Origin of the sequence: Streptomyces anulatus, from assembly GCF_000721175.1 — a bacterium.
Classification (GTDB): Bacteria; Actinomycetota; Actinomycetes; order Streptomycetales; family Streptomycetaceae; genus Streptomyces; species Streptomyces anulatus_C.
Map to the genome: position 1 here is coordinate 78,384 of NZ_JOEZ01000013.1, position 24,602 is coordinate 102,985.

The 24,602-nt window shown below is 72.8% G+C and carries 21 protein-coding genes and 1 pseudogene; 13 read left to right on the top strand and 9 right to left on the bottom strand.

The features are described 5' to 3' along the window. Positions 1-412: 412 nt before the first annotated feature. From IG90_RS0116410 to IG90_RS43535, 3 genes and pseudogenes are all read left to right on the top strand, one after another. Complete coding sequence (locus IG90_RS0116410) at positions 413-814, top strand: PAS domain-containing protein (protein ID WP_030584226.1); 402 nt, start codon at positions 413-415, stop codon at positions 812-814. 62 nt (positions 815-876) lie between these two features. Continuing rightward, a pseudogene (locus IG90_RS39480) lies at positions 877-1,658 on the top strand (SAM-dependent methyltransferase). A 633-nt stretch (positions 1,659-2,291) separates the two neighbouring features. Next, complete coding sequence (locus IG90_RS43535; RefSeq protein ID WP_018960604.1) at positions 2,292-2,444, top strand: SCO1431 family membrane protein; 153 nt, start codon at positions 2,292-2,294, stop codon at positions 2,442-2,444. A gap of 111 nt (positions 2,445-2,555) precedes the next feature. On the opposite strand, the gene IG90_RS0116425 is transcribed toward IG90_RS43535, so the two are convergent. After that, a complete protein-coding gene (locus tag IG90_RS0116425) occupies positions 2,556-3,836 on the bottom strand; it encodes a glycoside hydrolase family 18 protein (RefSeq protein WP_030584229.1) in 1,281 nt (426 codons plus the stop codon). Positions 3,837-4,220: 384 nt separating this feature from the next. On the opposite strand from IG90_RS0116425, the gene IG90_RS0116430 reads away from it, so the two are divergent. Beyond that, positions 4,221-5,393, top strand: coding sequence for an acyl-CoA dehydrogenase family protein (locus tag IG90_RS0116430; RefSeq protein ID WP_030584231.1), 1,173 nt, complete (start codon positions 4,221-4,223; stop codon positions 5,391-5,393). On the opposite strand, the gene IG90_RS44835 is transcribed toward IG90_RS0116430, so the two are convergent. After that, positions 5,345-5,536, bottom strand: coding sequence for a hypothetical protein (locus IG90_RS44835; protein ID WP_233435986.1), 192 nt, complete (start codon positions 5,534-5,536; stop codon positions 5,345-5,347). The two genes, IG90_RS0116430 and IG90_RS44835, sit on opposite strands and share 49 nt — an antisense overlap. A 286-nt stretch (positions 5,537-5,822) precedes the next feature. Next, a complete protein-coding gene (locus tag IG90_RS0116435; RefSeq protein ID WP_030584234.1) occupies positions 5,823-6,221 on the bottom strand; it encodes a hypothetical protein in 399 nt (132 codons plus the stop codon). A gap of 202 nt (positions 6,222-6,423) precedes the next feature. Between IG90_RS0116435 and IG90_RS0116440 the strand changes: the two genes are divergently transcribed. From IG90_RS0116440 to fxsA, 4 genes are all read left to right on the top strand, one after another. After that, positions 6,424-6,864, top strand: a complete 441-nt coding sequence (locus IG90_RS0116440; RefSeq protein WP_030584237.1) for an Lrp/AsnC family transcriptional regulator — start codon at positions 6,424-6,426, stop codon at positions 6,862-6,864. An 81-nt stretch (positions 6,865-6,945) separates the two neighbouring features. Further along, entirely contained in the window at positions 6,946-8,592 is a 1,647-nt protein-coding gene (locus IG90_RS0116445) for an amidohydrolase (protein WP_030584240.1), read from the top strand. Between the two features lie 483 nt (positions 8,593-9,075). Next, positions 9,076-9,843 (top strand): polyprenol monophosphomannose synthase, encoded by a 768-nt coding sequence (locus IG90_RS0116450; protein WP_030584242.1) that lies wholly within the window; start codon positions 9,076-9,078, stop codon positions 9,841-9,843. Between the two features lie 95 nt (positions 9,844-9,938). Continuing rightward, the gene (fxsA, locus tag IG90_RS0116455; RefSeq protein WP_030584245.1) at positions 9,939-10,547 is read left to right on the top strand and encodes an FxsA family membrane protein; all 609 of its coding nucleotides are present in this window, start codon (positions 9,939-9,941) and stop codon (positions 10,545-10,547) included. A 114-nt stretch (positions 10,548-10,661) separates the two neighbouring features. Here fxsA and IG90_RS0116460 read toward each other — a convergent pair whose 3' ends face one another. The 4 genes from IG90_RS0116460 to yczE all read right to left on the bottom strand — a co-directional run bounded on the left by IG90_RS0116460 (position 10,662) and on the right by yczE (position 14,199). Then, on the bottom strand, positions 10,662-11,036 hold the full coding sequence (locus tag IG90_RS0116460) for an RNA polymerase-binding protein RbpA (protein WP_003959706.1): 375 nt from the start codon (positions 11,034-11,036) through the stop codon (positions 10,662-10,664). A 265-nt stretch (positions 11,037-11,301) separates the two neighbouring features. Next, on the bottom strand, positions 11,302-12,675 hold the full coding sequence (locus tag IG90_RS0116465; RefSeq protein ID WP_030584248.1) for an MFS transporter: 1,374 nt from the start codon (positions 12,673-12,675) through the stop codon (positions 11,302-11,304). A 46-nt stretch (positions 12,676-12,721) separates the two neighbouring features. Then, complete coding sequence (locus IG90_RS0116470) at positions 12,722-13,483, bottom strand: glycerophosphodiester phosphodiesterase family protein (RefSeq protein ID WP_030584251.1); 762 nt, start codon at positions 13,481-13,483, stop codon at positions 12,722-12,724. Beyond that, a complete protein-coding gene (gene yczE / locus IG90_RS0116475) occupies positions 13,480-14,199 on the bottom strand; it encodes a membrane protein YczE (RefSeq protein WP_030584254.1) in 720 nt (239 codons plus the stop codon). Before yczE ends, IG90_RS0116470 begins: the two co-directional genes overlap by 4 nt. Positions 14,200-14,301: 102 nt before the next feature. On the opposite strand from yczE, the gene IG90_RS0116480 reads away from it, so the two are divergent. Further along, positions 14,302-15,801 (top strand): SCO1417 family PLP biosynthesis transcription factor, encoded by a 1,500-nt coding sequence (locus IG90_RS0116480; protein WP_030584258.1) that lies wholly within the window; start codon positions 14,302-14,304, stop codon positions 15,799-15,801. 88 nt (positions 15,802-15,889) lie between these two features. Here IG90_RS0116480 and IG90_RS0116485 read toward each other — a convergent pair whose 3' ends face one another. Both IG90_RS0116485 and IG90_RS0116490 read right to left on the bottom strand, forming a co-directional pair. Further along, the gene (locus tag IG90_RS0116485) at positions 15,890-17,575 is read right to left on the bottom strand and encodes a membrane protein (protein ID WP_030584262.1); all 1,686 of its coding nucleotides are present in this window, start codon (positions 17,573-17,575) and stop codon (positions 15,890-15,892) included. Between the two features lie 37 nt (positions 17,576-17,612). Continuing rightward, positions 17,613-17,807, bottom strand: coding sequence for a hypothetical protein (locus IG90_RS0116490; RefSeq protein ID WP_006123109.1), 195 nt, complete (start codon positions 17,805-17,807; stop codon positions 17,613-17,615). Positions 17,808-18,136: 329 nt separating this feature from the next. On the opposite strand from IG90_RS0116490, the gene IG90_RS0116495 reads away from it, so the two are divergent. The 4 genes from IG90_RS0116495 to IG90_RS0116515 all read left to right on the top strand — a co-directional run bounded on the left by IG90_RS0116495 (position 18,137) and on the right by IG90_RS0116515 (position 24,592). Beyond that, a complete protein-coding gene (locus IG90_RS0116495) occupies positions 18,137-18,529 on the top strand; it encodes an ankyrin repeat domain-containing protein (RefSeq protein WP_030584267.1) in 393 nt (130 codons plus the stop codon). 289 nt (positions 18,530-18,818) lie between these two features. Next, positions 18,819-20,237, top strand: a complete 1,419-nt coding sequence (locus tag IG90_RS0116505; protein ID WP_030584273.1) for a hypothetical protein — start codon at positions 18,819-18,821, stop codon at positions 20,235-20,237. Positions 20,238-20,312: 75 nt separating this feature from the next. Further along, positions 20,313-20,885: a DUF4240 domain-containing protein gene (locus IG90_RS0116510; protein WP_030584277.1), complete on the top strand. Its 573-nt coding sequence runs from the start codon at positions 20,313-20,315 to the stop codon at positions 20,883-20,885. Positions 20,886-20,941: 56 nt separating this feature from the next. Next, entirely contained in the window at positions 20,942-24,592 is a 3,651-nt protein-coding gene (locus IG90_RS0116515; protein ID WP_030584280.1) for a hydantoinase B/oxoprolinase family protein, read from the top strand. The last annotated feature ends 10 nt before the right edge of the window (positions 24,593-24,602 follow it).

Sequence of the window (24,602 nt, forward strand, 5' to 3'; positions counted from 1 at the left end):
GACCCGCACGCGCTCGGCGGCAGGGCCTTACGCGCACAGCGGCACGGGCTCAGGGGCGGCACCCGTACGTTCGCGGCGGAGCCCCGCACGCGCAGGCCGGCAGGACCCGCACGCGCACGCCGGCAGTCCCCGCGCGCGCTGGGCGCAGCCCCCGCACGTGCTCGGCGGCGGGGACCGCACGGGGCGCGGCGCCCGCCGGCAGCCTCCGTCCGGCCAGGGCACGCGACCGTGTCGTCCCGGCGCCCTCCGCCAGGACACGCGACCCGGCTCGTAGGACGGTAGAAGTAGAAGAGACGCAGGGGGCGACAGACCCGGCTTCGGGGACCGGCGCGACCGGATCGTCACGTCGGCCGACGCGTGGCCCCGACGGCTTCACCCGTCGGCCGGGCCGGCTCCGAGGACAGAACGGGCGATGATCGACATGCGCGACGCCATCCCGCTCGACGGCGACGCCGGCGACCTCCCGGATCCGACGATGTCGGCCACGGCCGTCGTCGACGCCCGGGGCGTGGTGACGGGGTGGAGCGAGGGTGCGGAGCGCCTGCTCGGCTATCCGTCCCGGGCGGCGATCGGGCGCCCCGCGGCCCGGCTGCTCGGCACGGACCGGGACACCGGCGGGGCGGTCCGCGCGGTCCTCGGCGGCCGGAGCGTGACGGCGGCGCTGCGGCACCGGGACGGCCGGCGCGTGGCGGTGCGGCTGCGGACGTTCCCGTGGTCGGACCGAAGCGGCACGGGCGGGGTGTGTTACGTCTACTGGCCGACCTGGCCGACGCCCTCCCAGCAGCGGGTCCTGCGGTCGCTCGGACTGGTCTGAGCCGGTGGTCAAAGTGCCACAGGCGTAAAAGAGTTGGCGGCGGGGCGCGCTATGTTGAACGCGTGACCGACATCGCATCGCGCATCGACACGTCCCGGCCGCACACCGCCCGGATATGGAACTACTGGACCGGCGGCAAGGACAACTACCCGGTCGATCGGGAGGCCGGGGACCGGATCCGGGACATGCACCCCGGGATCGGTGAATACGCCAAGGCGGACCGCTTGTTCCTGGGACGGGCGGTGCGGCACCTGGCCGAACAGGAGGGCATCACACAGTTCCTGGACATCGGAACGGGGCTGCCCAGCGCGGACAACACCCACGAGGTCGCCCAGCGGGTGGCCCCCGACGCCCGTGTCGTGTACGTGGACAACGCCCGCTCGTGCTGGTGCACGCCCAGGCACTGCTGGTCGGGACGCCCGAGGGCCGCACCGACTACCTGGACGCCGACCTGCGGGATGTCGACGGCATCCTGGCCGCGGCGGCGAAGACGCTCGACTTCTCCCAGCCGGTGGCGCTGATGCTGCTCGGGGTCGTCATCTTCATCGAGGACGACGAGGAGTCGTACGCGATCGTCCGCCGGCTCATGGACGCGCTCGCCCCCGGCAGCCACCTCGTCCTGTCCCACACCGTCACCCACCCCGACATGCCGGACGTGGACGAGGCGGTGGAGTTCTGGAACGAGCACGGCACCCCGAAGCTCACGCAGCGGACCCCGGCCGCCGTCGCGCGCTACTTCGAGGGCCTGGAGCTGCTGGAGCCCGGGGTGGTGTCGTGCTCCGCATGGCGGGCCGGGACGCCGGCGCCGGACGTCGCGATGTACGCCGGCGTCGGCCGCAAGTGAGGACAGGGCCGGGTGGCCCGCCCTTCACCCGGCGGCCGGCGGCACGTCGTCGGCGTACCGCTCCCACCACCGCGTCGACCACGAGGAACCCGGCCAGCGGCACCCCAGGACCGGCAGCGCCCAGCCCAGGGCGGCCACGGCCGGGACGCACGGGGCGTGGCGGCAGCGGCAGCCGCCGTCACGCCCCGTGCTCCGGGGCCCTGTCGACCGGCGCCGGCCGGTCGCCCCGGGTGGGCCGGCGGAGCAGGCCCCTGGCCGCTCGCCTCGGGAGGCCGCCCGGTGCACGCATGGGCACAGGGCAGCCAGATGGCCGGCCGCCTCTGCGGGCTCGGCGGCAGGCTCGGTGCCGCGTTCTCTTCCCAGGGGGCAGCAGTCGGCCGGGTGGCCGAAACAATCCCGTGTCCTGATTCGGGAGCCGGCCCGGACCCGGTGTGGTGTCGCCCACAGCGCGCCTCATCCGCACCGTCCGCCCCGGCGACGGTTTCCGTGCCGTTGCGGGGGGAGCGGGGCGCCCACGGACGCTCGGGCCGCGTCCGGCCGTGACCGGGATCTCGTTCTGTACGGCACGGGGCCCTGGCACTCTGGTCGGGTCACGGGGGACCCCAGCCGCAGCCGTACGAAGAGCGAGACGCCATGACCGCGACCACCGCCGCAGGAAACGCCCACCACGCCCGCCGCGCGCGCACGGGCGGCCCCGAGGACGGCTCGAAGCTGATGGAGCACATCGCGGGCTGGGCGTTCGTGGTGGTGTTCGCGATGCTCGTCACCCAGCTCGGCCTGCTGTGACGGCCTGACGTGATCTCCAGGGGCAGGGCGTGAAAGGCGGGGCGCGGGCACGCGAAAGGACGGGGCGCCCGCCCGGCACCCCGCCCGTTCCGTCCGTCTGCCCCGTGAGAGCTAGTTGATCGCCTTGATCAGCTCGCCGTTCCCGGTGTCACCGCTCAGCTCCCAGAAGAACGTGCCTCCCAGACCCTGCTCGTTCTTGTAGGTCATCTTGGTGCCGATGGTCTCCGGGGTGTCGTAGCTCCACCAGTTGTTCCCGCAGTGGGCGTACGCCGTGCCGGCCACCTTGCCCGTGGCGGGGCAGCTGCTCTTGAGGACCCGGTAGTCCTCGATGCCCGCTTCGTACGTACCCGCCGCCGCGCCGGTCGCGCTGCCGCCCGGCTCGGACCGGGTGACGCCGGTCCAGCCGCGGCCGTAGAAGCCGATGCCCAGCAGCAGCTTCTCCGAGGGGATGCCGAGGGACTTCAGCTTGGAGATCGCGGCGTCGGAGTCGAAGCCCTCCGCCGGGATGCCCGGGTAGGAGGTCAGCGGGGAGTGCGGTGCCGTCGGGCCCTTGGCCTCCCAGGAGCCGAAGAAGTCGTACGTCATCGGCAGGTACCAGTCGAGGTGCTTCGCAGCCCCCGCGTAGTCCACCGCGTCGATCTTGCCGCCGTCGGAACCGTCCGCCGTGATCGCCGAGGTGATCAGGTTGTCGTTGCCGAAGGTCTTGCGCAGCTCGCCCAGCAGGTTGCCGTACGCGTCGCGACCGCTGGTGTCACAGGTGAGACCGCAGGCGTTGGGGTACTCCCAGTCGATGTCGATGCCGTCGAAGACATCGGCCCAACGGGGGTCCTCCACCAGGTCGTAGCAGGACTTCGCGAACTCGGCCGGGTTCTGGGCCGCCTGGCCGAAGCCGCCGGACCAGGTCCAGCCGCCGAAGGACCAGAGGATCTTGAGGTCGGGGTGGAGCTTCTTCAGCTTGCGCAACTGGTTGAAGCTGCCGCGCAGTTCCTGGTCCCAGGTGTCGGCGACCCCGTCGACCGACTGGTCGGCGGTGTAGGCCTTCTCGTGGTCGGCATAGGAGTCGCCGACCGTGCACTTGCCGCCGGTCACGTTGCCGAAGGCGTAGTTGATGTGGGTGAGCCTGTCCGCGGAACCCGACGTCTCGATGTTCTTGACGTGGTAATCGCGGTCGTACGTACCCCAGTTGGTGAAGTATCCGATCACCTTGTCGCCCGCCGCCGTGGGGGCGGCCTCGGCGGCGGCGGGGGCCGCGGCCGGCTGTGCGGCGGGGGCCGCGCCGGCCGGGGACATCCCCGCGACGCCGAGCAGGGTGGCGCCGAGGGCCGCCGTACAGGCGGCCGCGGCGAGGGCCCGGAGCCGGGCGCGGGGACGGGGACGGTGCAGCTTGAGCATCGTGGCTCCTCGTGGGGGAGGGCTGGTGCGTGGGGGGTGTGGGCCGAACGCCGGGCAGCCGCGCCCGATTTGACATGAACGCGGTAGGGCATTCAGTGGAACCGTAGAAGGACTAGACCAGTTGGGTCAATGGTTCGGACCAATTCGGCGGTCGTCCGCCGGCCCTCCAGGCCGTCCGACCTGCCCGTTGCCCCGTGACGGGAGGCATCCGATCGGGCATACTCAACCCGCCACGGCCGATGACCGCGCTACCCGTGACCCGGGAGGGCAGGATCGGCGGGGCAGTCTGTTTTTCCCGGGGCACTCCGGGAGATCACCCGGCGGCGCCTCTCCGACCCCGAGCGCGCGACCGCCGCAAAGCCCGACAGGGAGGAGAGCGCCGTCATGTCCGACCGTGCCCCGCAGCCGGTGGAACGCCGTCTGCCCACCGAGGAGTCCCGGCAGCTCGTCGCGCTCGTCCGCGACATCGTGTCGAAGGAGATCGCTCCCCGGGCGGCCGAGGAGGAGGAAACGGGCGTCTTTCCGCGCGAGGTCTTCACCCTCCTGTCCGAGGCCGGACTCCTGGGACTCCCGTACGACTCCGCCCACGGCGGCGGTGACCAGCCCTACGAGGTCTACCTCCAGGTCCTGGAAGAACTGGCCGCCGCCCGGCTCACCGTCGGACTCGGCGTCAGCGTCCACTCCCTCGCCTGCCACGCCCTCGCCGGCTACGGCACCGACGATCAGCGCGCCGCGCACCTCCCGGACATGCTCACCGGCGGCCTGCTGGGCGCCTACTGCCTCTCGGAGCCCGCCTCCGGCTCCGACGCCGCCTCGCTGCGGACCAAGGCCGTACGGGACGGGGACGAGTGGGTCATCACCGGGACCAAGGCGTGGATCACTCACGGCGGCGTCGCCGACTTCTACACCGTGCTCGCCCGTACCGGCGTCGAGGGCCCCCGCGGTATCACGGCCTTCCTCGTCCCCGGCGACGCCGAAGGGCTGAACGCCGCCCTCCCCGAGAAGAAGATGGGGATGAAGGGCTCGCCCACGGCGCAGCTCCACTTCGACGGCGTACGGGTCGGCGACGACCGGCGCATCGGCGAGGAGGGCCAGGGCTTCGCCATCGCCCTGTCCGCACTCGACTCCGGGCGCCTCGGCATCGCCGCCTGTGCCATCGGGGTCGCACAGGCGGCCCTGGACGAAGCCGTCCGGTACGCCACCGACCGGCGCCAGTTCGGCCGCCCCATCGCGGACTTCCAGGGACTGCGGTTCATGCTCGCCGACATGGCCACCCAGATCGAGGCCGGCCGGGCGCTGTATCTGGAGGCGGCGCGGCTGCGCGACGCGGGGGAGCCCTTCTCCCGGCAGGCCGCCATGGCGAAGCTGTTCTGTACGGACGCGGCCATGCGGGTGACCACCGACGCGGTCCAGGTGCTCGGCGGATACGGCTACACGCTCGACTTCCCGGTCGAACGGCTGATGCGCGAGGCGAAGGTGCTCCAGATCGTGGAAGGCACCAATCAGATTCAGCGCATGGTCATCGCGCGCCATCTCGCGGGTCCCGAGACGCGCTGAACCGCAGCGAACGCCTCGGACCAGGAGGGCAGCGCCGCGGCCTGGTTCCACTCCGCGTCGCGGCGGTCCGGCAGCGTGCGGCCGGCGCTCTCCCGCTGTCCGAGCAGCGCGCTGTAGATCGGCGGGCCCACGGGGGAGCCCATGGGCGACGCCCCCGCGGAACGGGGCAGTGGCTGTAGGGGCGCACCCGGCTGCGGAACCGATTCTTCGGGGGCGGGTGCGGCGAGCCGGCGGCGACCCGAACCGACTGGTGCGTGCAGCGGGTCATACAGGGCCAACGCGGCAGGACCGGCCGGGGGCACTGGCACACCGATTCGAGCGCTCGTTCGGTGGGGGCCGGTACCCCGCGTCGGCGCGGGGGGTGGCGAAACCACGGGCACCACGACGGCCGGGCCGCCGTGGTGCCGGGCGGGGCGTACGGCGTACGGGTCAGGCGGCCTCGCGCCGCATCCGCGGCACGCGCACCGGACGGGAGCCGGGCCCTGAGGCGTGCGAGAACGGCTGCATCCGCCAGTCGAGGCCCTGGGGGAGCGTCAGCAGCAGCCCGGCCTCCTGCTCCTGGAGCTCCAGCGTCTCGTCCGCGGGCCGGGCGTCGCTCACGCCGCGGCCGGTTCCGGCGCAGACGGTGAGGACGAAGGGGTTCCACGGCGTGGGGCACCGGGCGTGCTCCGGCAGGACGTCCTCGTCGGCCAGCAGCGCGATGGGCTGGGCGCAGTCCGGGCAGATCACCCGGACCATCTCGAACATGTCGTACGCGTCGGCGGTACCGTCGTCGTCCGGATCGACAGGCTCCGGTTCGGTACGTCCGGTGAGCTTCAGGCTCTGCATGGGAATTCCCCCCTCGGGTGGGCCGGCAAGGCGCCACGGCCTCGACCACAGCAAGCACTTCCCGTCGCGCACGGCCGATAACCACGAGGCGGCCCGCTACCGCCCCACAAGCCTGTGGCATTCGTCACATGCCGCCCGCAGGTGCCGTTCCGTGACCCGCGCGACTGTGCCGAGGGACGCCCTGGGCCATAGGTTGATCCGCATGGAGGAGTTGGACCGTCAGATCGTTGAGTTGCTCGTCAAGGACGGGCGGATGAGCTACACCGACCTGGGCAAGTCCACGGGCCTGTCCACCTCGGCGGTTCATCAGCGCGTCCGCCGACTGGAGCAGCGCGGGGTGATCCGCGGCTATGCCGCGGTCGTCGACCCCGAGGCCGTCGGGCTGCCCCTCACCGCGTTCATCTCGGTGAAGCCGTTCGACCCGAGCGCACCCGACGACATCGCCGAGCGGCTCGCCGGGGTACCCGAACTGGAGGCCTGCCACAGCGTCGCCGGGGACGAGAACTACATCCTCAAGGTGCGCGTGGCGACCCCGCTGGAGCTGGAGCACCTGCTCACCCGGATCCGTACCCTCGCCGGCGTGTCCACCCGGACCACCGTCGTCCTGTCCACCCCGTACGAGGCCCGGCCCCCGCGTATCTGAGCGGCGGGCCCGGGGGATGTCCCGCCCGCTGCGGAGGGGGCCGGGGACCGGGCGGCGGCCGGCAGGCGCGAGACTGGTCCCATGAGCCAGAGCACCGCCCCCCAGAGCGCCCCCGAACACCGCACCGTGCTGTTGCGCGGCGGCGACGTCCACAGCCCGGCCGACCCGTTCGCCACCGCGATGGTCGTCGAACGCGGGCACGTCGCCTGGGTGGGGTCCGAGGGGGCCGCCGACGCCTTCGCGAGCGGCGTGGACGAGGTGGTCGACCTCGAAGGCGCCCTGGTCACCCCGGCGTTCACCGACGCCCATGTGCACACCACCGCCACCGGCCTGGCCCTGACGGGGCTCGACCTCTCCGGCGCCCGTACGCTCGCCGAAGCCCTCGACCTCGTCCGTGCGTTCGGACGCGGCCGCGCCGCCGGGGACGTCCTGCTCGGACACGGCTGGGACGCCGCCCGCTGGCCCGAGCGGCGCCATCCCTCGCGCGCCGAGCTCGACGAGGCGGCCGGCGGCCGGGCCCTGTATCTGCCGCGGATCGACGTGCACTCCGCGGTCGTCACGACGGCCCTGCTGGACCTCGTCCCCGGCGTCACCGGGATGACCGGGTACCACCCCGACGCGCCGCTGACCGGCGACGCCCACCACGCGGTACGGGCCGCCGCCCACGGCGCGCTGTCGTCCGCCCAGCGGGCCGCAGCCCAGCGCGCCGCCCTCGACCACGCCGCCTCCCTCGGCATCGGCAGCGTGCACGAGTGCGGCGGGCCCGAGATCTCCGACGAGGAGGACTTCACCGGCCTCCTCACCCTCGCCGCCGAGCGGCCCGGGCCGCGCGTCTTCGGCCTCTGGGCCGAGGAGATCGCGGACGAGAAGGACGCCCGGCGCGTCCGTGAACTCGGCGCGATCGGCGCCGCCGGCGACCTGTTCGTCGACGGCTCCCTCGGCTCGCACACCGCCTGCCTGCACCAGCCCTACGCGGACGCCCCGCACACCGGCACCGCCCACCTGGACGCCGCCCGGATCGCCGCCCATGTCACCGCCTGCACCGAGGCGGGCCTCCAGGCGGGCTTCCACGCCATCGGTGACGCCGCGGTCACCGCCGTGGTGGACGGGATCAGGGCCGCCGCCGGGACGCTCGGCCTCGACCGGATCCGGGCCGCCCGCCACCGCGTCGAACACGCCGAGATGCTCACCCCCGAGACCATCGCCGCCTTCGCCGAACTGGGCCTCACCGCCTCCGTCCAGCCCGCCTTCGACGCCGCCTGGGGCGGGCCGGAGGGCATGTACACCGAGCGCCTCGGCGCTGAGCGGGCCGCCGGCCTCAACCCGTACGCTGCGCTGCTGCGCGCCGGAGTGCCCCTCGCCTTCGGCTCCGACAGCCCGGTCACCCCGCTCGACCCCTGGGGCGCCGTGCGGGCCGCCGCCCACCACCGCACCCCGGAGCACCGCATCTCTGTCCGCGCCGGGTTCACCGCCCACACCCGGGGCGGCTGGCGGGCCGTCGGCCGCGACGACGCGGGCCTCCTGGTGCCCGGCGCCCCGGCCGACTACGCCGTCTGGCGCACCGCCGAACTCCTGGTCCAGGCCCCCGACGACCGGGTGGCCCGATGGTCCACCGACCCCCGGTCCGGGACGCCGGGCCTGCCGGATCTGACGCCCGGGGCCGACCTTCCCGTCTGCCTGCGGACCGTGGTCTTCGGACAAACTGTCTACGTGCGACCGAAGGAGTGACGTCGGGACATTTCGTACCGCCGATCGATGGCCCGACGGCTGGTCCGCGACCTGGGTCCCCTCGGCACTGACCAGGCGATTTCGGAAGAAGTCGCAGGTCGCACGGCTGTTGACAGAACGCGCCCACGGGCCGGTAGGTTCGGCCGGGTCCACCACAGGACGTCCGACCGGTCAAACCTCCACGCAGTCGTCGAACGCCGCTGGGTCATGAGGTGGTGTGCCGCACCGGCCACCACCGCTGACAGCCAGGTTCAGCGCCCGCGCCTCGGGGGCGAGGGAAGGTTGCGGCCGGCCGGAGGGTGGGACCCGGGTGGGGCCCGGACGTTCAGTAGACAACGGCTTTCGGTCGACCCGCAGCCAGCGGGTCCCAGGTCGGCCCGAAGGGCGCCGGGCCCCGATCCGCAGTTCCGCCGTGGGGGCGCGTTCTGTCGGCCGGTGTGCTGGATATGGTGTCCCCCTGTGTACGGACTCTAAGGGGCAGTAGTGAACGACGGCGGTCAGAGGCGGTTCGGCCCGCTCGGCAAGGTCCTGGTGATCATTCCGACCTACAACGAGGTCGAGAACATCGGGCCGATCGTCGACCGGGTGCGCACCGCCGTCCCGGATGCCGACATCCTGGTGGCCGACGACAACAGCCCCGACGGCACCGGCAAGGCGGCCGACGAGATCGCAGCGGCCGACGACCGGGTGCACGTCCTGCACCGTAAGGGCAAGGAAGGTCTCGGCGCCGCCTACCTCGCGGGCTTCGCCTGGGGCTCCGAGCACGGCTACGGCGTGCTCGTCGAGATGGACGCCGACGGCTCCCACCAGCCCGAGGAGCTTCCCCGGCTGCTCACCGCGCTCAAGGGTGCCGACCTGGTCCTCGGATCACGCTGGGTGCCGGGCGGCCGGGTGGTCAACTGGCCCAAGAGCCGTGAGGTGATCTCGCGCGGCGGCAGCCTCTACTCCCGGCTCGCCCTCGGGCTCTCCGTCCGGGACGTCACCGGCGGCTACCGCGCCTTCCGCACCCAGACGCTGGGCGGCCTCGGACTGGGGGAGGTCGCCTCACAGGGCTACTGCTTCCAGGTGGATCTCGCCCGCCGCGCGGTCGAGGCGGGCTATCACGTGGTCGAGGTCCCCATCACCTTCGTCGACCGGGAGATCGGCGACTCGAAGATGAGCCGGGACATCCTCGTCGAGGCGCTGTGGCGGGTCACCGGCTGGGGCATCACCTCCCGCGCGAACAAGGTCCTGGGCCGCAAGACCCTCTGACGGCCCCGCCCCGGCCGCTGCGATCGGGGCTGACCGGACCGCTTCATGATCACCCCCTTACGCCGCTTGCACGCCGGTACGGGCACACTGGGGACATGACGACCGGCACTCCGCCCCCGACCCGTCCCCGGCGCTCGCGCGCCCGTAGATTCCTGCCGCTTGCCCTGGCCGCCTGGCTGGTCCTGGAGATCTGGCTCCTGACCCTGGTCGCCTCGGCCGCGGGCGGCCTCGCCGTCCTGCTGATCCTGGTGGCCGGAGCCGCGCTCGGCGCCGTGGTCATCAAGAGCGCCGGCCGGCGCGCCTTCAAGAACCTGACCGAGACCCTCCAGCAGATGCCTGGACAGCCCGGCGCTCCCGCCACCCCGCCGGGCGCCCCCGCGGGCGGCAAGGGCTCCCGGGGCAACGGGCTGCTGATGCTGGGCGGGCTGCTGCTCCTGATCCCCGGCCTGATCTCGGACGCGGCCGGGCTGATCCTGCTGGTGCCGCCGGTCCGCACCGTGATCAGCCGTTACGCGGAGCGCTCGCTGGAACGCCGGATGCGGGCCGCGTCACCGGGCAGCCTCTCGGACGCGTTCCAGCAGGCCAGGATGTACCGGCCGGACGGAAAGGTCGTCCCCGGCGAGGTCATCCGCGAGGGCGGCTCCCAGGCGCCCTCCGGGTCCGACGACGATCCCCGGGGCCCTCGCCCGCCCCTCACGTCCTGACCGGGGAGGGCATACGAGAGCCGCGGGCCGTGACACCTGTTCTGTGTCACGGCCCGCGGCTCTTGGCACTGTGCTGTCGTGCGGTGCTCTGTGCTGCTGTGCGGTGGTACGCGGTCAGGCAGACTTCCTGCTGTCCCGCGGGTGCACGGCGATGTTCATGGCTCCGGAGCGCAGAACCGCCAGCCTCTCGGCCAGCACCTCCTCCAGCTCCTCGCGGGTGCGCCGCTCCATGAGCATGTCCCAGTGCGTACGCGCAGGCTTGCCCTTCTTCTCTTCGGGGCCATCCCCGTCCACCAGGAGTGCCTGGGCGCCGCACGCCTTGCACTCCCACTCCGGCGGAATTTCCGCCTCTACCGAGAACGGCATCTCGAATCGATGTCCGTTCTGGCATGCGTACTCCACCGCCTGGCGCGGGGCCAGATCGATGCCGCGGTCCGTCTCGTAGCTGGTAACCACAAGTCGCGTGCCGCGGAGAGCTCGCTCACTCATGAATCGTGCCTCCCGGGCTTGTCGCCCACAGGACAAAATGTCGCTGTCGTCGTCATCCGGTCAACGTCCGGTCGGCGGTAAAGATTCCCGTTGCCGGTCATGCGTCGCCCGTCGTGCCGCTGCTTTGTCTGGGTTGAATACCCGCCCATGCCCGGTTTGTCACCTCTGTTGGGTGTTGTCACCCATCGGTTGAACCGCTTCCACTCGCAGTAGCGGTCCTCCGGGCAGGCCAAAGACGTATACTACCGCCCTTTGACTTCAACGTCTAAATCCTTTCCGGTACCGGGTTGCCCGCGGCCTGGATCGCCCGCCTCACCGGGACCCGCGCGAGCAGTACGGCGCCGAGGACGAAGAACACGATCAGCGAGATGATCGCCTCCCGGTAGCTGCCGGTCAGCTGGTACGCCAGACCGAACACCAGGGGCCCCAGCCAGCTCAGTCCGCGGTCGCTCATCTCGTACGCGGAGAAGTACTCCGCCTCCTTCCCACGCGGCACCAGATGCGAGAACAGCGACCGCGACAGGGCCTGGCTGCCGCCCAGCACCAGGCCGATCGCCGCCGCCAGAACGAAGAAGAACACCGGCGCGTCGGCGGGCAGCAGGTAGGCGGAGACCAGGATCAGGGTCCAGATGACCAGCGACCCCAGAATGGTGCGCTTGGCGCCGTGCGTCCGGGCGAGCCGCCCCATGCCGAGCGCCCCCGCCACCGCCAGGATCTGCACCAGCAGCACGGCGATGATCAGCGTCGTCTGATCCAGGCCCAGCTCCTCGGAGCCGTACAGCGAGGCCTGCGAGATCACCGTCTGGATCCCGTCGTTGTAGACGAGGTAGGCGAGCAGGAAGGAGAGCGTCAGCGGGTGGCGCCGCATGTCGCGCAGGGTCGCCCGCAGTTGCTTCCACCCGGATCCGACCGCCCCCTCACCGCCCGGCGGAACCCGGCGGTCGCGCAGCCGGCGCAGCGGTACGAGGGTGAACGCGCCCCACCACACACCGGCCGATGCGAGACAGATCCGTACCGCGTCGGACTCCGCGAGCCCGAAGGACTCGTGGCCGGTGTACAGGATCAGGTTGAGGACCAGGACGAGGGCGCCCGAGGTGTAGCCGAAGGCCCAGCCGCGCGAGGAGACCGCGTCGCGCTCCTCCGGCCCGGCGATCTGCGGCAGGTAGGCGTTGTACAGGACCATCGACACGGAGATCGAGGCGTTGGCCACGATCAGCAGGAACGCCCCCAGCAGATAACGGTGGCCGTCCAGGAAGAACATCCCGGCCGTCGCCGCGGCCCCCGTGTAGGCGGCCGCCGCCAGCAGCGGCTTCTTGCGCCCCGTACGGTCCGCCGCCGCGCCCACGATCGGCATCAGGATCACGGCCACCACGATGGAGGCCGAGACGGAGTACGCGAACAGCGAGCCCGCGCGCACGGGTATGCCCAGCGGGTGCACGAACCCGTCGGGACCGGCCGCCGCCTTGGCGATCGACGTCAGATACGGACCGAGGAAGACGGTCAGCACGCTGGTGGAGTAGACGGAGCAGGCGAAGTCGTAGAAATACCAGCCGTGCTGCTCCCGTCTGCGGGCGGCCGTCGTCCCGTCGCCCGGCGGCTGCCCGGACGGATCGGCCTTCCCTGTGATCCCGGTGCTCATCCCGCGCCCCCTCGGTCGTCCCCTGTGGACGCGGACGGACCGGGCGTCAGGACCATGCCCCCCGCTCGCTCAGCACCGTTCGCAGCGTCTCGATGTGATCGGTCATGATGCCATCCACGCCGAGGTCGAGGAGCGCCGCCATCCGCTCCGGTTCGTTCACCGTCCAGACGTGCACCTGGAGCCCCAGCGCGTGCGCCGTGCTGACGAAGCGGGCGTCCACCACCGGGATGCCGCCCTGCCGCTCGGGCACCTGGGCGCAGACAGCGCCCGCGCGCAGCGCCGCCGAGATCCCGTACGAACGCAGGCGCAGTCCCAGGACGCCGCGCACCCCGTACGACGTGGCCAGCCGGGGTCCCGCCAGGCGGTGGGCGCGCGCCACCCGGGCCTCCGAGAACGAGCCGACGCAGACCCGGTCCCAGGCGTCGGTGCGGCGGATCAGGCCGAGCAGTGGCTCCAGCGCGGATTCGGCCTTGAGATCCACGTTCCAGCGGGCCTCCGGGAACTCCTCCAGCAGCTCCTCGAGAAGCGGGAGCGGTTCGCTGCCCCCGACCCGGGCCCGGCGTACCTCGCGCCAGGGCAGTTCGGAGATCCGGCCCCGGGCGTCGGTGACCCGGTCCAGCGTCGCGTCGTGGAAGGCGACCAGCCGGCCGTCCGCCGTGGTGTGCACATCGGTCTCGAAGTAGCGGTAGCCCGCCTCGGACGCCCGGCGGAAGGCGGTCGCGGTGTTCTCCACGCCGTCCGCCGCCCCGCCACGATGGGCGAAGGCGATCGGGGCGGGGTGGTCCAGATAGGGGTGGCTCGGGTTCACTGCGGCAGTATGGCCTGCCCGGATGCCGGGGCGGCGACGGGGCCGGAACGGGCGGGCGGCGCGGTGGTGGACGGTTCCTCGGAAGCCGTGGTGGCCTCGGCGCCGGCGGGCACGGGCAGCGCGAACATCCGCAGGAAGAGCTGTGCCAGCGGGCCGATGGCGAGGGCGTACAGCACCGTTCCGGCCCCCAGCGAGCCGCCCAGCACGAAGCCCGTCGCCACGACGGCCACCTCGATCGCGGTGCGGACCAGCCGGATCGAGCGGCCGGTGATGTGGTTCAGCCCGGTCATCAGCCCGTCGCGCGGGCCGGGGCCGAACCGGGCCGCGATGTACAGCCCGGTCGCCACCCCGTTGAGCACGATGCCCAGGACCATCACCGGGATGCGGAGCCCGAGGCCCTCCAGGTCGCCGACCACGGCGAGCGTCCCGTCCATCGCCAGCCCGACCACGAAGACGTTCGAGACCGTGCCGAGCCCCGGCCGCTGGCGCAGCGGGATCCACAGCAGCAGCACCACCGCGCCGATGATGATCGACACGACGCCGATCGAGATCCCGGTCAGCTCCGCGAGGCCCTGGTGCAGCACGCCCCACGGCTCGAGGCCGAGCTCCGCCCGCACCAGGAGCGCGGAGCTCGCCCCGTACAGCGTCAGGCCGACGTACAGCTGGACCAGCCGCCGGGTGAGATGGGTGGTGCTCCGGCCGGTGGTCCTGGCCACGTCATGCCCCCTGATGTAGTGGTAGTGGACTGCTTCGTGCCACTCTGTGGCAGGGGATCGGTCATCAACTATGGCCAATTCGAGGAAGGTGGACTGATCTCGGTGACACAGTGGACATCGACAGTGGGGGCGGCCCAGCTCGCCCGGCAGCTCCGGTCGCAACAGGCCCGGCCCACCGGACCGGGCTGCCGCAAGCCGCCCGCCTACCGCGCGCTCGCCGACGGCGTACGGCTGCTCGTCCTGGAGGGCCGGGTTCCGGTCGCCGCCCGGCTCCCCGCCGAACGCGAACTGGCCCTCGCCCTTTCCGTCAGTCGGACGACCGTCGCGGCCGCCTACGAGGCGCTGCGCGCCGAAGGCTTCCTGGAGTCGCGGCGCGGCGCGGGAAGCTGGACCGCCGTCCCGGCCGGCAATCCGCTGCCCGCCCGCGGCCTGGAACCGCTGCCGCCGGAGTCGCTCGGCTCGATGATCGACCTGGGCTGCGCCGCCCTGCCAGCGCCCGAGCCCTGGCTGACCCGCGCCGTCCAGGGGGCGCTCGAGGAGCTGCCGCCGTACGCCCACACGCACGGCGACTACCCGGCCGGGCTGCCCGCCCTGCGCCAGATGCTCGCCGACCGGTACACCGCGCTCGGCATCCCGACCATGCCCGAGCAGATCATGGTCACCACCGGCGCGATGGGCGCCATCGACGCGATCTGCCACCTCTTCGCGGGCCGCGGCGAACGCATCGCGGTCGAGTCCCCCAGTTACGCCAACATCCTCCAGCTGATGCGCGAGACGGGCGCCCGTCTCGTCCCCGTCGCGATGGAGGAGGGGATCGGCGGCTGGGACATGAACCGCTGGCGGCAGGTGCTGCGGGACGCCGCACCCCGGCTCGCCTATGTGGTGGCCGACTTCCACAACCCCACCGGCGCGCTCGCCGACGAGCAGCAGCGCCGGGACCTGGTGGAGGCGGCCCGCTCCGCCGGAACGGTCCTGGTCGTCGACGAGACGATGAACGAACTCCGCCTGGACGCCGACATCGACATGCCGCGCCGGGTCTGCGCCTTCGACCCGGCCGGCAGCACGGTCCTGACCGTAGGCTCGGCCAGCAAGGCCTTCTGGGCCGGGATGCGCATCGGCTGGGTCCGCGCGGCCCCCGACGTCATCCGCAGCCTGGTCGCGGCCCGCGCCTACGCCGACATGGGCACCCCCGTCCTGGAGCAGCTCGCCATCAACTGGCTCCTGGGCACCGGCGGCTGGGAACAGGCCGTCGAGGTCCGGCGGAGCCAGGCTCGCGAGAACCGGGACGCCCTGGTCGCGGCGGTGCGCCGGGAGCTGCCGGACTGGGAGTTCGCCGTGCCGCGCGGCGGTCTGACGCTGTGGGTGCGCACCGGCGGCCTCTCCGGATCGCGGCTGGCCGTGGCGGGCGAACGCGTCGGGGTCCGGGTGCCGTCGGGCCCTCGGTTCGGGGTCGACGGGGCCTTCGAGGGATACGTACGGCTGCCGTTCACGGTGAGCGGGCCGGTCGCCGACGAGGCGGCCGTACGCCTGGCCGCCGCGGTGGACCTGGTGCGCTCCGGGGCGGGTGTGGGGGCCGACACCCCGCGCAGCTTCGTGGCCTGAGCAGCTCCTTCGCCGGAACTACCGCGGGCGGGGAGCGGACCGTTGACGGTCCGCTCCCCGCCCGCAGTGCCGCGTCAGCGTGCCGGGCTCAGCTCTCGGCGCCCGCCGGCTGCGCCTTCGCGAGCGGCTCGGACGGCCTGGCCTCGGCGGCCATCGTCTCCACCGGAACCGCCTCGACCGGTCGGGTCGCGGCTTCCACCGCCACGGGGACCTGCTCCGTCGCCGGGCCCTCGTCGGCGGGCTCCCGCGGGGGCGTCGCCGCCATCGGGGCGCCCCGGTCGGGCAGCAGGTCGAGCACCGCCCGCCGGTGCGCGTCGCTCGTGGCGTCGTCGTACGGGTCCGGGGTGGCGGGCACCTGGAGCCGCAGGACCGGGCCCGCGCCGAGGCGGACGTAGCCACGGCCCGGGGGCACCTCGGGCGGTGGCGTGGTGTGCGGTTCGGCGCCGAGTACGGCTTCGACCTGTTCGCGCGAGGCCGGTCCGAGGACGGCGCGGGCGCGGGTGTGGGTCCGCACGGTCTCGGTGAGCGTGTCCAGCGCGTCGAACTGCTCGGCCAGCACGACCGTGACCTGGGCCGCCCGGCCGTGCCGCAGCGGGATCCGGAGCAGGTCCTGCGGGTCGGGCCTGCCGTCGGCCGCCGCGAGATGGCCCAGCACACCGGGGCGGTCCAGCAGGATCCACAGCGGACGCCGGATGTCGTCCGGCGCCGGGCGGCCGGTCTGGCGGGCCAGGTTGGCGGTGATCAGGCGCCGCTCCGTCTCGTGCGCGGCCCACTCCAGCGTGGCCAGCGCCCCGCCGAGCCCGGACTCCACGGCGAGGACGCCGGGACGCCCGGAGAGGGCGGCGTACTCACCGGTCCCGCTGCCGTCGACGACGATGACGTCGCCGTTCTGGAGAGCCTGGAGGGCGATCGAGCGGACCAGCGTCGTGGTGCCGCCACCGGGGTGTCCGACGGCCAGCAGGTGCGGTTCGGTGGAGCGGCCGCCGGTCCGCCAGACCACGGGCGAGGCGTCCACCGTCGTGTCGCCGTCGCGCACGGGGACGGTGCGCGAGACGGCGTCCGGGTCGGTGAAGCCGAGGACGCTCTCGCCGGGGGCGGTGACGAAGCGCTGTGCGGCGATCGTCGTGGGGAGCGCGTCCAGCACGGTCATGACGAGGCGGTTGGCCTCCTCGTCCCAGCCGAAGTGGTACTCGCGGCCCCGGCCCGACTTGGTGTGGAGCAGCTGCTCGATCCGGGAGCGGGCGGCGGCCTCGCCGTCCGTGAAGTACGCGGGGTAGGAGATCTGGAGGCGGGTGAGCCGTCCGTCGTCGTCGAAGACGTACCCGTCGAAGGCCTTCGTCCAGTCACCGCCGTGCGCGAACAGCGGATCGGGGTCGTCGGCCGTCGAGAAGTACGGCACGAGCGCTTCGTACAGCGACCGCAGGCGTGCGGTCTCCGCGTCGTCGGGCCCGGTCCGCACCGGGGTCCGCTCCCGCCCCTTCCACGCGGCGGCGCCCATCACCGTGATGAGGGCCAGGATCGGCCCGTAGGGGACGAGTGCCACCACCAGCACGCAGGCCGCGCCGAGGAACAGCTTGGGACCTCGCCGTTCCTTGGGGGTCGCGACCCACTTCCGCCGGCCGGACACGGCCAGCAGCCGCAGTCCGCGGACCACCGTGATCAGCGGATGGAGGACATCGGTGGCACTGTCGGCGGCCGTGCGCGCGATCTCTCTGCTGCGAGTGATAGAAGCGCTGCCGCTGCTCAGAATGCGGGGGAGTGGTCGCCGGGCCACATCGGTCTCCTGGAAGGGTGGGAGCGGTTGCGGAGCGTCAGAACTTGATCCCGCCCAGCAGGCCGGCGAGGCTCGCCCCGCCCGCCGTGATGCTCGGTGCGATGGCGGTGCCGGCCAGGTAGAAGCCGAACAGGGCACAGACGATGGCGTGGGAGGCCTTGAGCCCGTCCTTCTTGAAGAACAGGAAGACGATGATGGCGAGCAGTACCACGCCCGAGATGGAAAGGATCATGAGCGGTTCTCTCCTGGTTGAAGGGGACAGTCACCATGAGTCCTTCCAGGATCACGGGAAGTATCTATACGACAAAAGGTGCAATCGAGTGAATATCTCGCGCTTTCACTTGACTGGCCCACGGAAGTCGGCCTCCAGGGAGCGGCATCACCTCGTCCGTGCCGGGCAGGATCAGCCGCGGTGATCCCTTGCCGTATCCGAGCCGGGTCATGTCGGCCCGGGAGCAGTACCCTGTCGATTCACTCGTACGGCCCCCCGTGCCGTACTCCCCACCAGGTCAACCGCGGCGGTGACAGCCGCGGCAGCAGTCAAGGAAGGCGGTCCGTCCGATGAGCGAAACCCCCGATCCCGAGGTGGTCGAGCTGGCGACCAAGGTCTTCGACCTGGCCCGCACCGGCGACACCGAGGCGCTCACCGCGTACGTCGAGGCCGGAGTCCCCGCCAACCTCACCAACGACCGGGGCGACACCCTGCTGATGCTCGCCGCCTACCACGGGCACGCCGGCACCGTCGCCGCCCTCGTCGCCCGCGAGGCCGACCCCGACCGCGCCAACGACAGGGGCCAGACCCCGCTGGCCGGAGCCGTCTTCAAGGGGGAGGACGCCGTCGTCGACGCCCTGCTCGCCGCCGGCGCCGACCCGGCCGCCGGAACGCCGTCCGCGCTGGACACGGCCCGGATGTTCGGCAAGTCCGACCTGCTGGAACGCTTCGGTGCGCGGTGAGACGCCGGCGGACGCGCTTGTCGACGCGTCCGCCGTGGGCTCCGCTGACCGGTCCGTCGTAAATGTGGTCGCGGTGGCGAAATGGCTGGGTCATCATGACGTCGCGGGCCCGCTCAGGGCCACCGACGAGAGGCAGAGGAAGATGCTCTACACCAGGCGGAAGACGGCGGTCGGCCGATCATGTCACTGCGCGGCGTAGCGGTGTCCCCCGGACACCCCCGCGTGCCGAGAGGCACGGGGCCCTGCACAGTCCCGGTTGCGTCGACAGCTTGATGTGAGGCTTTCTCCCATGTTCGATCCGTTCATAGCGCCGAGCGGCACCCTGCTCGGCCTGTTGCAGAGGGGCCGCGGCGACGGCACGCTCCACGCGCTCGCCGCACCACGCCCCGAGGCCCTCGCGGCTCTCAACCACTGCGTCGTGAGCGACCCCCGTCACGACTGGCAGGTGGAGAACCGCTCCCTCTACTACGCGCGCCTCTACCTCGACCTCGACGGCGGTATCGAGGAGATCGAGCGACACCTCGCCGATCCCGACGACCACATCGATACCGACGACTCGCGCACCGGTCTGGCGCTCTCCGTCCTCGGCCACCTCGCCTCCTACGGACGCGACGACGCCCTGGCCCTGCTCCGCCGCTACGCGGCGACCGGCGCCAACTGGGCATGGGCCCTGGACGAACTCGCCCTGCGCGACGACGACGCCGGCCTGCGCTCCCTCGCGCTGCCCGTCCTCGCCCGCTTCCCGGACACCGACCAGGGCGCGGCCGACCTCGCCGCCGCCGTACGGGACTCCTTCGAACCGCGCCCCTGGCGGCTGTGGGCCGACGACCCGCGCGAAGCGGTCGGCGCCCGGGTCAGGGCCGCCGGTGAACAGGGCTCGTTCGACCGATGGCAGCGCCAGATGCGCCCCGGGGGTCCCCGCCCCGGCTGGAGCGTCCAGGCCGTCTTCGACTGGGCCCAGCAAGCCCTGGAACGCGGCAGCGAACTGCACGTCCCCGCCGCCCGCTGCCTCTCCGCCGTCGCCGGACCCGACGACCTGCACCTGATCGTCGAGGCCGCCCGCAGCGGCCCCGAAGGCGCCCGCTGCGCCGCCCTGCACTACCTCGCGGAGGCGGGCGGCCCCGCCGTCCTCGACCTCATCGAAGCCGCCGCCATCAGCCCCGCCCGCACCGTCGCCGACACGGCCATCGCCGCCTTCGAACGGATGACCTGCGACGACGCCGTGGAACGGGCCAGGCGCTGGGTCCACCGCCCCGACGCCCTCGGTGCCTCGGCCGCCGGAGTTCTCGCCTGCCGAGGCACCGCCCAGGACGCTCCCCAAGTCCTCGGCGCGCTGCGGGAGGCCGTACGCGGCGACGGACCCGACGCCCCCCTGCTGTGGACCCTGGTCGACGGAGCAGGACGCCTCGGCATCGCCTGCGCCGCCCCCGTGCTGCGCCACGTCTACCGCGAGACGTCCTCCTCGCAACTGCGGGGCAGGGCCGCCCGCGCCCTGGCCGCCACCGACCCGTCCTTCGCGACCGGGTTCGCGGTGGAGTGCCTCTGGGACTGCGAGGAGACCACCCGGGAGGTGGCCGCCCTGCACGCCGAGACCGGAGACATACGGGTCGCCGAACGCCTGCGCCGCCTCGCCGCCGACCCGGCCGAGGAGGCCGAGGTCCAGACGGCGGTACGGAGCCGGATCGGACCGGACGCCCCCGCGGTCTGACCGCACGGTCCGTGGGGTGCGCACGGTCCGTGGGAGGAGGGGGCGTTGTCAGACCCTCCTCCCAGGCTTCTCACCATGGACATCAACGAGTGGTGGGGGCTCGTCGAGCGGGCGCGCGACAGGGTCGGGGGCCGGGCGGACGACCGGGACCCGCCCGGCGACCCCTTGCCCGGCGCCCTGACCGATGTGCTCGCGGACCTGAAGCCGGAGCGGATCGCCTCCTTCGCCGTCACCGCGGTGGAGGTGACCCGCTCCGCCTGCCGATGGCCCCTGTGGAACGCGGCCTACCTCATCGAGGGAGGCTGCGGCGACGACGGCTTCATGGACTTCCGCGACGGGCTCGCCCTGCTCGGACGGGAGACCTTCACCCGGGCGGTGGCCGACCCCGACTCCCTGGCCGGACTGCCGGTGGTGATCCGGATGAGCCGCGGGGAGAGCGGCTGGATCGGATACGAGTCCCTGGACGCCCCGGTCGCCGAGGCCTACCGACGCCTCCGGGGCGAGACCGCCTCCCTCGACGCCGCCGTGGAAGCGGCTCTCCGCGACCGCATATTCCCGGCGGGCCCGGCGGGCGAGACCTGGGACGCCGCGGACGCCGACGCGACCCGTCGGCATCTGCCCCGGCTGGCTGCGCTCTTCTCGGACTGAGCTCCTGCCCGCGCGCTGCCCCTGCGGGGCCGGGAGGGCGGGCACAGAATGGCGCCATGACCGGACGCTGGGAGTTCTGGATCGACCGGGGCGGCACCTTCACCGATGTGGTGGGCCGCCACCCCGACGGCCGCCTGATCACCCGCAAGCTCCTCTCCCACGACCCCGACCGCTACGACGACGCCGCCGTCGCCGGGGTCCGGCTGCTCCTCGGCCTGGACCCCGGCGAACCGGTGCCCGCCGACCGCGTCGCCGCCGTCCGGATGGGCACCACCGTCGCAACCAACGCCCTGCTGGAGAGACGGGGCGAGCCGACCGTCCTGCTGATCACCGAGGGCTTCCGGGACGCCCTGCGGATCGCGTACCAGAACCGGCCCCGCCTCTTCGACCGGCACATCGTCCTCCCCGAGTCCGTCCACGAGCGTGTGATCGAGGTCCCCGAACGCGTCGACGCCCACGGCCGCACCGTACGACCCCTGGAAATCGCACCCGTACGCGAACAGCTGAGCGCCGCCCGCGCCGACGGGCTGCGCAGTGCCGCCGTCGTCCTGATGCACGGCTACCGCCACCCCGCCCACGAGCGGGCCGTCGCCGAGGCGGCCCGGGAGGCGGGCTTCACCCAGGTCAGCAGCTCCCACGAGGTCAGCCCGCTGATCAGGCTCGTCCCCCGCGGCGACACGACGGTCGTCGACGCCTACCTCTCACCCGTCCTGCGCCGGTACGTCGACGAGGTCGCCGCCCGCCTCGACGGGATCCGGCTGATGTTCCTCCAGTCCAACGGCGGTCTGCGCGAAGCCGCCAGGTTCCGCGGCAAGGACGCCGTCCTCTCCGGCCCGGCCGGAGGCGTCGTCGGTATGGTCCGCACATCCCGGCAGGCCGGATACGACCGCGTCATCGGCTTCGACATGGGCGGCACGTCCACCGACGTCTCCCACTACGCAGGCGCGTTCGAACGGGAACTGGGCACCGAGGTCGCCGGGGTCCGGATGCGCGCCCCGATGATGAGCATCCACACCGTCGCGGCAGGCGGCGGCTCCGTCCTGCACTTCGACGGCAGCCGCTACCGCGTCGGCCCCGACTCGGCCGGCGCCCACCCCGGACCCGCCTGCTACCGCCGGGGCGGCCCCCTCACCGTCACCGACGCCAACGTGATGCTCGGCCGGGTCCAGCCCGGCCACTTCCCGGCGGTCTTCGGGCCGGACGGAGACCTTCCGCTCGACGCCGCCCTGGTGCGCGAGCGGTTCGCGGCGCTCGCCGACGAGGTGGGGCGCGCCACCGGGCGACGGCCGGACGAGGCGGAGGTGGCGGCGGGCTTCCTGGAGATCGCCGTGCTCAACATGGCCAACGCCGTCAAGAAGATCTCCGTGCAGCGCGGCCACGACATCACCCGCTACGCCCTCACCGGCTTCGGCGGTGCGGGCGGCCAGCACGTCTGCGCGGTCGCCGACGCCCTCGGCATCGACACCGTCCTCGTCCCCCCGTTCGCCGGAGTGCTCTCCGCGTACGGCATCGGCCTGGCCGACGCCACCGCGATGCGCGAGCAGTCGGTGGAGGAGGAACTCGACGAGGCCGCCCGGGAGCGTGTGGAGAGGCTCTGCGCGGAGTTGGCCGACCGTACCCGCGAAGCCCTGCGCGCCGACGGAACGCCGGACTCCGCGATCACCACACAGGCCCGCGTCCTGTTGCGGTACGCCGGGACGGACGCGGCGCTGCCGGTGGACCTGGACACGGAGACCGCCATGGCCGAGGCGTTCGCCGCCGCCCACCGGGCCCGGTTCGGCTTCACGATGGACAAGCCCGTGGTCGTCGAGACGGTCTCGGTGGAAGCCACCGGGGCGACCGGGGCCACGGGTGGGGCCGACGCCGCCGCGCCCGCAGACGGCCCCCACGACACCCCGCCGCGCCCGGCCGACACCGTTGACCTGTACGCCGAGGGCCAGTGGCAGCGGGCCCCGCTCCACCGCCGGGCGGACCTGCACCCCGCCGACACCGTCACCGGGCCCGCCGTCGTCGCCGAGGACGACGCCACCACCGTCGTCGACCCCGGCTGGACGGCAGAAGCAGTTCCGGCCGGACACCTCGTCCTCACCCGCAGCCGCCCCCGGCCCGAACGCACCGCCGTCGGCACCCGGGTGGACCCGGTGATGCTGGAGGTCTTCAACAACCTCTTCATGTCCATCGCCGAGCAGATGGGCGTCCGCCTGGAGAACACCGCCCACTCGGTCAACATCAAGGAGCGCCTCGACTTCTCCTGCGCCCTGTTCGACGCCGAGGGCAACCTGATCGCCAACGCCCCGCACATCCCGGTGCACCTCGGCTCGATGGGCGAGTCGATCAAGGAGGTCCTGCGGCGCAACCAGGGGGACCTGCGCCCCGGCGACGTCTACGCCGTCAACGACCCGTACCACGGCGGCACGCACCTGCCCGATGTCACCGTCGTGACCCCCGTGTTCGACGAGGGAGAAGGACACGAACAGGGCCGGCTGCGCTTCCTGGTCGCCTCGCGCGGCCACCACGCCGAGCTCGGCGGCATCACCCCCGGCTCCATGCCCGCCTTCAGCCGGACGATCCACGAGGAGGGCGTGCTCTTCGACAACTGGCTGCTCGTCCGCGACGGCCGGCTGCGCGAGGACGAGACCCGCGACCTGCTCACCTCCGCCCCCTACCCCTCCCGCAACCCGGACACCAACCTCGCCGACCTCCGCGCCCAGATCGCCGCCAACGAGAAGGGCATCGCCGAACTGCGGCGCATGACAGACCAGTTCGGGACCGACGTCGTGGACGCCTACATGGGCCACGTCCAGGACAACGCCGAGGAGTCCGTACGCCGCATCGTCGCCGGACTGCACGACGGCCACTGCCGCTACGAGACCGACAGCGGGGCCGTGATCCAGGTCCGGCTGACCGTGGACCGGGACGCCCGCGGCGCCCACCTCGACTTCACCGGAACCTCACCCCAGCAGCCCGGCAACGCCAACGCCCCCCGGTCCGTCGTCATGGCCGCCGTCCTCTACGTCTTCCGCACCCTCGTCGGCGAGGACATCCCGCTCAACAGCGGCTGCCTCAAGCCCTTGGAGGTGACCATTCCGCCCGGGTCCATGCTCGACCCCGTCCACCCGGCGGCGACCGTCGCGGGCAACGTGGAGACCTCCCAGGCGGTCACCGGAGCGCTGTACGGAGCGATCGGCGGCCAGGCCGAGGGCTCCGGCACCATGAACAACCTCACCTTCGGCAACGAGAACGTCCAGTACTACGAGACGATCGCCAGCGGATCCGGAGCAGGGGACGGCTTCGACGGCGCCGACGCCGTACAGACCCATATGACCAACTCCCGGCTCACCGACCCCGAGATCCTGGAGTGGCGGCTGCCCGTCCGGCTGGAGAGTTTCGCGGTCCGGGACGACAGCGGGGGAGCGGGGCGGTGGCACGGAGGTGACGGCGTCGAGCGCCGCATCCGCTTCCTGGAACCGGTCACCCTCGCACTGCTCTCCGGTCACCGCCGCGTCCCGCCGTACGGAGCGGAGGGCGGGGAGCCGGGGGCACTCGGCGAGCAGCACATCGAGCGGGCGGACGGCGGAACGGTCCCGCTGGAGGGCTGCGACACCGCCGAACTGGCCGCCGGTGACGTCCTGGTGGTGCGCACGCCGGGCGGCGGAGGATACGGGCCCGCGGCTCACCGGACCGCCGCGCGGGACCGGTCGCATTAGCGCCGTTTCG